We start from the raw sequence: 9,576 nt of genomic DNA, 5'->3' as shown, positions 1-9,576 counted from the left end.
CGGCACGTTCCTCTACCTGGCCACGGTCGTGGATCTGTACTCGCGTCGTCTGGTGGGCTGGTCGATCGCCGACCACATGCGCACCGAACTCGTCGTCGACAAGACGGCGGATAGCCTGAAGACTGCCGCCTGAGATCGGTGTCCACGTTCAGGGGGGAGCCCCCCTCCTGGGCTTCAGGATCTGTTGCGGGTGATCGCCCTGGCATTGGCCGGCCGCGCCGGGGCCCGGCTGGCCACCGTGTTGCACATCGCGGTCAGCCGCGTCACGCTGCTGAACCTGATCATGGCGCTACCAGAACCGGATGTGACCGCGCCCCGCGTCCTGGGAGTGGACGACTTCGCGACCAAACGGGGCAGGATCTACGGCACCGTGCTGATCGATGGTGAGTCCCACCGGCCGATCGATCTGCTGCCCGACCGGGAGGCCGGCACGCTGGCCACGTGGCTGACCGATCATCCGGGGGCCGAGGTGATCTGCCGGGATCGCGCCGGGGCACCTGAGGCGATGCAGGTCGCTGATCGGTGGCATCTGTGGAACAACCTCGCCACCGCCGTCGAGCGCACGGTGATCGCGCACCGTCCCTGCCTGCGAGACGCCGATCCGCAGGCATCCGCGCGAGCGGCCGCTGCTCCGTCCGCTGAGCTCAATCCGGATACCGGCGGCGAGAAATGGGGCGTCACCCGCACCCGTGAGCGCTACCTGGCGGTCCAGCGGCTGTTCGCCCGAGGCTGGACGATCAGCGCGATCGGGCGGGAGCTGGGCCTGGCCCGGCACACCGCGGGCCGCCATGCCCGGTGCGAGAAACTGCACGGCCTCACCGACCGCGCCATCCGCACCACCCGGCTGGATGACTACAAGCCGTACCTGATCCAGCGCTGGAACGACGGCTGCACCGACGCCGCCCGCCTGTTTCGTGAAATCCGCGCCCGAGGTTACCCCGGCCGCACGCCGCAGGCCGTCCGTAGATACCTGCGGCCCCTGCGGGCGGTCGCCGGCCCCGTTCCGGCACCGCCGCCGACGCCCAAACCTCATCGGGTGGCCCACTGGATCATGCGGCACCCCGATCACCTGCACACCGACGAGGAGTCCCAGCTCAAGAACATCCTGGCGCGCTGCCCGCGGTTGAATGCCGTTCACCGCCACGTGCGGGCCTTCGCTCAGATGGTCTGCAACCTCGAAGGGGAGAACCTCGCCGCGTGGATCGACGCCGTACACGCCGACGACCTTCCCGTGCTGCGCTCCTTCGCCGGCAACCTGCACAACGACCGCGACGCCATCACCGCAGGCCTGACCCAGGTATGGAGCTCCGGCCCCACTGAAGGCCAGGTGAACCGGATCAAGACGCTCAAGCGGCAGATGTATGGCCGTGCCGGCTTCGCTTTGCTCCGAAGACGCCTCCTGCTCGGATGAGCAAGAACACGCACCGTCACCTCGTCACGAAAATCTTGCCAGAGCCAGAGCCTGAGACCGCCCCGAGGAAGGACCTGGGCCCGCAAAGGCCAGACTCCGGTGCTGGAGGTCTCCTATGATGACCGGGGCCGCGCCTCGATCGCTGCTTTGATCTGCGTCCAGCCAGGTCGTCGCGTTCGGCTGACTACCGCACGATCACCTATCACCAGCGCCGGGGTGAGCGGAAAGGGTTCGTCGCGGCCGGCTTCAAGGCTTTGCTGCATGTGGCTCATGCCCCGCTGGGCGGTCCGATCTCGCTGGTGTGGGACTGCCTGCCCTAGCACGTCAGCGCCCAGATGCGCACGTGGATCACCGCCCAGGCCGACTGGTTGGTGGTCTATCGATTACCGCCGTACGCGCCGGACCTCACCCCGGCCGAGGGCATCTGGTCCAACCTACGCATCGCCATGCTCAACTTCACCGTCCGCAGCATCGATGAGCTCACCGCTCTGATCAAGCACCGGCTCAACCACATGCAGTACCAGCCCGAACTCCTGACCGGGTTCATCGCCCAGACCGGGCTCATGATCTCCGAGCCGATGTAACGCTCGGCTTTCTCGCTCAGTACAGCAACACCAAAGGCCCTACCGGACATCCGGTAGGGCCTTTGACCTGCGGAGCCGCCTTGGGGAATCGAACCCCAGACCCCTTCATTACGAGTGAGGACACGATCCTCCAGGACCGTCCACAGCCGCCTTCCGGGCCTGCTCGGGCGGGCTTCATGAGGTCCCTCGGTCCGCGGTCGTCCAGGCCTGTTGTCAGCATCCACGTTAGCAAGATCGACGTTCGTGTCTCCCCCGCTTCCGAATCGGTCACCGAAACGCGTGCAGGATGTCCGCTGCTCGGCCACTACCGAAACGTCACAGGCCACACACCGCCGTCCCGCCACGCCGCTACCCGGACGGCACAGGCCGAGGCGCGGCTGGTGCCTGAGCGACAGGAGGCCATGCGGTCATTGTGAGTAGGGGCGAGTCTCCAAGTTCGCGGCGAGAACGTCGAAATGGCGCCGCCGGCTCCACTCGGCGCGGTCGCCGATGACGTACAACCGCCGCCTGGCACGGCTGACCGCCACATTGAGCAGGTTGGGGCGTCGCGCCGCCCAGTTTTTGGCGCCAGGCCTGCCCGGGTCGCCGCCGAGGATCAGGATGACGACATCGGCCTCCTTGCCCTGAGCGGTGTGCACGGTCCCGACCCGGACCTTTCGGTGGGGGGCCGCGTGCCGTGCCGCGCCCCGGACCACCTCGCGGAAGGGGGCGATCACCATAATCTGCCCGGGATCCACGCCGTAGACGTTGACCAGGCCGTTCAACACCCAGGCCAGCGCCTTGCCCTCCTGGGGGATCCAGTGCCCCTCCGCGTCGGCGCCGCTCACGTCGATCCACGCGCTGGTGGGCCATTCCAGCGGCTCGCCGGGCCGCTTCCCGTACACCATGAGACCGTCGTAGGCGATCTTGTTGGAGATGCCGAACATCGGCTGGTCGCATCGCCGGTGCACGCGAAGGGGGGCTCCGACCCAGCTGGGCTCCCCGTCGGTGGGCACGTACGTCCCGTAGACGTTGGTGTGGTCGGCCAGTTGCTGCACCGATGTAAGGCCGGGTACCCAGCGGCTCTCCGGCACCTGGAAGGCCCGGCGCAGCGCCTCCAGTGCGGTGAAGGGCAGTGGGACGACGGGTTCGAGCTGAAGCGGGTCGCCCACCACGACGACCCGGCGGGAACGCCAGATCGCTCCGGCCGCCGCCTGTGGCGTCGCCTGTCCCGCCTCGTCGATGAACAGCCACCCCAGGGCCTCCTGGGTGAGCTGAGGGAACATGCGATCGATGGAGGAGAACGTCGTCGAGACCACCGGGACGACGAAGAAGAAACTCTGCCACGCGGCCCGGATGGCGTCCTCTTTGACGTGTTTCGGGACCGCGCCGGCGAGGACGTCCATCGCGCCTTGCAGGTTCCTGCGCATCGTCCCGGCCTGGGCGCGCAGGAACGCCTGGTGCAACCGCAGCGCCTCGGCGAACAGATCCGTGCGGGCGGCGTTCCACTGCGGGTCTATCCATGGCGCGCTGTACTCTCGCACGGAGTCGTCGGCCCACCAGTCGTCGTCCGGGACGAAGCCGCCCAGGGCGCTGAGCAGCGGTGCGAGCCGGCGGCGCCTTTCCGCGACGTCATCGCGAAGCCGGGCCAGCCTGGCGTGAACCGCGTCCAGGCGGGCGGAGACACCGGCGATCTGCCGCTGGATCGCCATGGCCACCTCGCCCACCTGACCGGCCTTCTCCTCCGCCGCGTCCATGCCCTGCGCCAGGATCCGGTCCTCCTCATGCCACACCCGCGTCGCCTTGCCCAGGGTGAAGATCGCGGTGATCAGGCTCGGCTGGAACGTCTGGTGCCTCTGCCGCTTACGCAGCCACTGATCGATCTCTCGTCGTGCCGCCATGAAGTCGGCCTCAGCGGCGGCGAGCCGCCGCCGGTCGAACGCGAGATCCTTCTCGAAGCCCGGCAGCTCACGGCTGGCCTCGTCGATCTCGCGCGACAGCCGGGAGATCGCGCGCTGGTCGAGCAGGATCCCCGCACGTTCGTCCTGGAGCTCGCGCGCTCTGCCGTAGGCCCGGGTGAAGCGTGCGACGGCCTCGGCCCACCCGTCGGTGTCGTTCTTCAGGGCCTCCCGTTCCCAGTGCTTCAGCACGTCCATGAGCCCGCGTTGCTCGGGGGTGGGCTCGGTGGCGGGCGGGGTGGCGGGCAGGCTGAACCAGGCCTTGTCGATGAAGCCCTGGCGATAGCTCTTACGCCCGAGGCGCGCGGCGCCGAGGCCCCAGGCCGGCTGGCCGAGCACCCGGCCGCCGATGTCGGCGAAATAGTCGGTGCCGTCGCGCCAAGGTGGCAGGAAGGCGTCCCGGCCGGGAATCTCCAGGGTGACGTTCTGCACGGCGCCGTTGTTCGCGGAGGCGACCACGATCTCGAAACCGGTGAGGTTCTCTCTCCAGGCGCGGACCACCCGCGTGTAGTCGCCGGTCATCCATTGGTGGGTGCCGGTGAACGCCTGGCGAGGGTCGGCGAGCCGGGAAAGCCTGTGCGCGCGCTCGACGACGATGGCCGCGATCAGATCGCGGAGCATCGTGGTCTTCCCCGTGCCGGGCGGGCCGTTCACCGCGAACATTCCCGAGCCGCGGGCGAGGCCGGCCATCACGCTGTTCACCGCGAACTGCTGGCTCAGCGCGAGCGGCACCTCCTTGGCCTGCGGCCACCGGCCGAGCGGCACGAGGTCCGGCGCCACGCCATCGAAGACGACCTGGGGACGCTTCCGCACGTCGATCCGCTCGGGTTCTGCGGTGCGCATGTACGCGTCCAGCGCGGCGCCGTATCGGCCGCCGCGTATGACCTCCGAGACTCGGCGGAGATCGCCGATGATGAAGCTGTTGAGGAAGTCCGCCCCGTCGTCGACGAGGAACTCCCGTTTCTTCGACACTTGAACGCTCTTGACCATCAGTCCCTCGGGACTGAGGACTTTCTCAGCGCCGATGCGCTCGGACGCCAGGTCGAGCAGCGCCGCCAGATCGCCGTAGTCCAACGGACGGCTGACGCGATGCCCCCTCTTCAGCAGCTCGGCGGCGCGCGCATCGTCCTTGTAGGCGTGGATGGCACTCTCCAACTCCGCGCTCGCCGCGCCGCACGCCTCCTCGAACCCGTCCAGCCAGTCGTGCTGCGCCGGCCCCCGGTGCAGCGTGCGCTCCGTCGCCCACGCGCAACTGGAGAACACCTCCGATCCGAACAGCGCCCGGCCCTCATCGAGGATGGTGAGGGAAAACAGTGCGCTGGAATCGGCCGACGACGCGTCGAAACCCTCGGGATCGGCTCCGAACGTGTGCTCCAGGAACGCGCGGACCCGGTCCTGCTTGAAGATGCCCCCATAAAGGGTGTGCCGCCAAGTGAACCCCGGCCGGATGGTCCGGGCCCGCAGCTCGTGCCCGCGCTGCCAAGGGAGGGGGCGACCGGGGCTCACGTCGAACACCGGCGTCAGCGCGTCGCGTGGACTGGGTTTGGGCACGCTCTGCGGGCTGAAGAACTCGCAGGCACGCCAGTAACGGACCACGCGCGCACGCTGGTCGTTGAGAGGGGACACGCTGCTCCCGGAAGATCGACTCGGGAGCCTCGGCGGATGGCTCCCCGGACCGCGCATGGCGCTAGGGATCACCAGATTAATCGCGCCGCGCGGGCATGTCCGGTAAACCCGGGATCACAATTCCGATATGACTCATATCTGCCGTTGAACAATATGGAAATGATCATAAATGGGATATCAGATCATCAGGTAGATAAATGGTGAATGGCGGCATTACTGGCGCATTCGCCGCGGAGGCGGCCAGGCCGTCCGAGGTGCTTCGCCTGCCGTCGCGGGGCTAGGGCCCGAGACATCCGATGGGGGAACTTCACTCAGCAGTTCATCCGTCGACAAGGCCAAGCGCCCCCGCGAGAACTGGAAGGAACCGGGCATGATCTGGACCCCGGCCCAGCTTCTGACCTTCCTCGGATTGGCTCGCTCGCATCGGCTGTTCGCCTTCTTCCACCTGGCCGCCTACACGGGCGCGCGGCGGGGTGAGCCGCTGAACCTCCGGTGGCCTGACGTCGACCTGGAGGGGAGGCAGATCACCATCAAGGGCTCGACGGGCGTTGTCGACGGTGAGCACATCGCGGGCACCACGAAGAGCGGCCGGACTCGCGTCGTCAGCCTCGACGAGGGGACGGTCAATATCCTCGGGGCACACCGGGAAGCGCAGGAAGCCGAGAAACTCCGGGTCGGCGACGCCTGGAAGGGCGAGGAGAACGGCCACGTCTTCACAGCCGCCTGGGGCGGCCCGATCTACCCGACCACCATGACAGCTCTACCGGGCAAGCTGATCAAGGCGCACAACGAGCCAGAGGACAAGGACCAGAGCCCAGCCGAACCCCCTGCCTTACGCCCGCCTCCACGACCTCCGACACATCCACGCGACCACGCTGCTCCTGGCCGGCCTCCCCGTCCACGTGGTCGCGTCTCGGCTCGGCCACGCTGACCCCGCGATTACCCTGCGCGTCTATGCCCACGTGATCCGCTCAGCGGAGACAGCCGCCGCCGATGTCTTCGCCAAAGCTCTCAAATAAGAGGTGATTCGCGCTCTCACAAAGGTCCCTGATCCTGCCCTGTGCAGGCTCAGGGACCTTACGTTGAGGTGTGCACATACGAATTGACCGCTCGATATCACCTCGTCTCCAAACCTTCCTTCACGAAAACGCACGCTGGCATGAGCCAACGCCCGTGGAGTGGATCGAACGGACTGCCCGTGCCGTTGATCATGATGGGATCGAGACCGAGGCTCCCGCTGAAGCCGTTGAGGCGATGATCGCCTTCGAGCAGCGATATGGCGGACTGTGGTGCCCGGCTTTGGGCCCCAGCGGAATGGACTACGGGCTGGACGGCGATACGAGGGTCTACTGGACGGCCCAGGAGTGGGCGTTTTACGGAATCGTGGACGGCGACTGGACGTGGAGGGTGGAGGTCCTCCTGGACGGCCGTGCCGGGATGACCCTCGCCGACAAGCCGCTCAGGATCCTCAACCGAAGCGTCGACCAGCGGCTTGAGGCGCACGCGCTGCTCCTGACTGTCCGCCACTGGCCACACCTGACGCTGGAACTGGCCATCCCGCGGGGAATGATCCCGGCTCTGGTGGGCGCGGACCTTCCGCCATGGGTCGATGAGGCCTCTGGGCCGGTGGACCTGTGGTGGTTCGACGGAGCGTCCGCTGTGCACCTTTGTCTCGACAACTGGTGGACAAAGGATCATGACATCTGGGTGGCCCGTTGCTTCAGCCGAGACGCCATGCCCCTAAACCGGATCAAGGAATCGTTGCTCAACGAGGTGACCGAGCCGCTGCAGCCGAGGGAGGTTCGGTGCTCACTGTGCGAGCGGAACACCATCACGGGCAGGCCGTGTTCATGAACGCCGTAGTCTCCGTGTTGAAGACTGGCCATTCCCGAACACTCGCCCTGCCGTAGGTGAAGTCGCCGGATCTGCGGCGCTGTTAGCAAGGGTGTTAGCAAAAGGCCCCCACCGGTGTCCGGTGAGGGCCTCTGACCTGGAGCCGCCTTGGGGAATCGAACCCCAGACCCCTTCATTACGAGGGAAACGTAATCGCTCTGGACCTTGAGGAAACTGCCCGTCGACCAGGAACATAGCGTCCGCGAGTGTCCGGGAACGTCCGGGAGAGTTCTCCGGCGTTGTCGCGCAGTTGGACGCGCACGGCTGCGCGTGGGCTGCACGCGAAAAGCTCCTTGATCTTACTGTCAGGTGGCCGGTATCAGCCGACGTGCGGACGCTACCGCCGACCGTGGACCGCTTGCAGACCTCACCCGAACGCGCCACACGAACCGGCGCCGACCGGGAAGAACAGCCCGCTTCAGGAGCGCGCTCGGACGCTCCTAAGACCCGCGTTCCGCGTAATTCGGCGGGCTGGAGATACGAATCCGGGGTTTGACCTGGGTGGATATGGGTTCGGCCGCCTGGAGGGCGTTTCTCTAGGCGGTGGTGTTGGTGCTGGTCAGCGGGGTGCGGGCTGGAGGTCGATGATCTGCTTGGGAGCGGGGACGTCGAGCTTGGCCAGCAGGTCGCGTTGGGGCTTGGTCAGGGCGGTGACCTGGCGGAAGGTTCCGGTGGGGCCGGTGAAGGCGCCCAGGTGGAGGCGGTCGAGCTCGCGGCGGGTGTGCTGCCAGGTGGTGCCGGTGGTCGTCTCGACGATCCGGATGAGCAGCAGGGCGAGCCAGCACAAGATGACGTGGGCGCGGATGCGTTCTTCGAGCCGGTGGTAGACGGGCCGCAGGTCGATGATCTGTTTCATGTCGCGCCAGCCGCGCTCGACTTCCAGGAGTTGCTTGTAGCCCACGGCGATGTCGGCGGCGGAAAGGTGCGGGTCCGAGCAGCGCAGCAGGTACTTGCCGTCCAGGTTCTCTTCGGCCTTGATCTTGCTGGTGTCGATGCGGAGCTTGCCGGCCGGGGTGGTGCGCAGGTAGCGGTTCAGGCCGGGCTTGGTCGCGATCTTCCCGCGCAGTTCGCCCCGCTTGAACTCCGAAAGGGTGTCGGTGCCCTCGATCAGGTCGGTGAGCTGGGCGACGAGCTGATCGCGGGTGTGCTGGTCGCGCGTCGCGGCTTCGGGGTTGCGGCAGATCACGAACCGTTCGGTGTCGCTGACCCGGACCTCCTTGACCCGCATGTTCTCGGTGATCTCGGTGTAGCGGCCTTGGCGGGACAGGGCAGCTTTGACCTCGGCTGATCCGGAGCGGAGTTTCTCGCCGATGATGTAGGCGTTCTCGCCTTGCCGCAGGTAGCGGCGGTTGCGATCTGAGGAGAACCCGCGGTCGGTCACCCACACGATCTTGGACAGGGTCCAGTCGCGCATGTCGTCCTTGACCTGGCGGATCAGTTTCTGGTCGCCGGTGTTACCGGGCCAGGACCAGTACCGGACCGGGATCCCGTCGCGGGTGACGGCCATTCCGATCACGATCTGCGGCAGGTCATCGCGTGAGTCCTTGGACTTGCCCCAGGTCCGAAACCCCACATCCCGTGTGTCGTCCCGCTCCCGGTCATCGGCCTGGCCATCGCCCTGTGGCAGGCCATGGTCGTCGCGGGCGACCGGCTCGTCGGCCTCCTCCAGCTCGAAGTAGGTGCTGGTGGTGTCGAAGAACAGGAGATCGACCTCCAGGTTGAGCAGGTTCGCGACCTCGTCGAACACCTGCTTCTCCAGGTTGTCTTTCACCTCGTGCAGCCAGTCCATCGCCCGGTAGCAGGCGTCATCGTCGGTGCCGGCCAAGCCATCGATGTGCACGTCATGGGTGATCCAGTCCGCGGCGGCCAGCTTGGAGGACGGGGCCAGCGCCCGGTTGGCGACCAGGGCGAACAGCACCCGCTCGGTGGTGGTCATGTCCCGGCGGCGGCCTCGTTTCGGCTGCCCGACCCGGCGGACGATCTCGTCGATCCGGAATCTGCGCCACAGGTGATCGAGGACGTAGGTGCCACCGAACGGAACCGACGCCGCGTACTCCAGGTCCGCCGGCGCTGTCGCGGCCGGCGCGTCCCCGGGTTCCAGCAGCCGGGATAGAGACGCGACCAG

General features: G+C 67.1%; 6 protein-coding genes and 1 pseudogene. 5 read left to right on the top strand and 2 right to left on the bottom strand.

The genetic code is table 11. The features are described from left to right. Nucleotides 1–184 precede the first annotated feature (184 nt). On the top strand, nt 185–1,411 hold the full coding sequence (locus tag ABZ194_RS29665) for an ISL3 family transposase (protein WP_355600322.1): 1,227 nt from the start codon (nt 185–187) through the stop codon (nt 1,409–1,411). A gap of 332 nt (nt 1,412–1,743) precedes the next feature. Beyond that, a pseudogene (locus ABZ194_RS29660) lies at nt 1,744–1,995 on the top strand (transposase); the annotation flags it as partial. A 407-nt stretch (nt 1,996–2,402) separates the two neighbouring features. Here ABZ194_RS29660 and ABZ194_RS29655 read toward each other — a convergent pair. After that, complete coding sequence (locus ABZ194_RS29655) at nt 2,403–5,558, bottom strand: AAA domain-containing protein (protein ID WP_355600321.1); 3,156 nt, start codon at nt 5,556–5,558, stop codon at nt 2,403–2,405. A 370-nt stretch (nt 5,559–5,928) separates the two neighbouring features. Between ABZ194_RS29655 and ABZ194_RS29650 the strand changes: the two genes are divergently transcribed. The 3 genes from ABZ194_RS29650 (at nt 5,929) to ABZ194_RS29640 (ending at nt 7,412) form a co-directional block, all read left to right on the top strand. Then, on the top strand, nt 5,929–6,489 hold the full coding sequence (locus ABZ194_RS29650) for a tyrosine-type recombinase/integrase (RefSeq protein WP_355600320.1): 561 nt from the start codon (nt 5,929–5,931) through the stop codon (nt 6,487–6,489). Continuing rightward, the gene (locus ABZ194_RS29645; protein WP_355600323.1) at nt 6,419–6,577 is read left to right on the top strand and encodes a hypothetical protein; all 159 of its coding nucleotides are present in this window, start codon (nt 6,419–6,421) and stop codon (nt 6,575–6,577) included. Before ABZ194_RS29650 ends, ABZ194_RS29645 begins: the two co-directional genes overlap by 71 nt. Before the next feature lie 154 nt (nt 6,578–6,731). After that, a complete protein-coding gene (locus tag ABZ194_RS29640) occupies nt 6,732–7,412 on the top strand; it encodes a hypothetical protein (protein WP_355600319.1) in 681 nt (226 codons plus the stop codon). Between the two features lie 598 nt (nt 7,413–8,010). Here ABZ194_RS29640 and ABZ194_RS29635 read toward each other — a convergent pair. After that, nucleotides 8,011–9,576: IS1634 family transposase (locus ABZ194_RS29635; protein ID WP_355600318.1), on the bottom strand; the 1,566-nt coding region annotated here is incomplete at its 5' end.

The sequence above is a fragment of the Streptosporangium sp. NPDC006007 genome (assembly GCF_040614315.1).
GTDB lineage: Bacteria > Actinomycetota > Actinomycetes > Streptosporangiales > Streptosporangiaceae > Streptosporangium.
The sequence above is the reverse complement of the archived record's forward strand: the minus strand, read 5'-3'. Positions and strand labels throughout refer to the sequence as shown.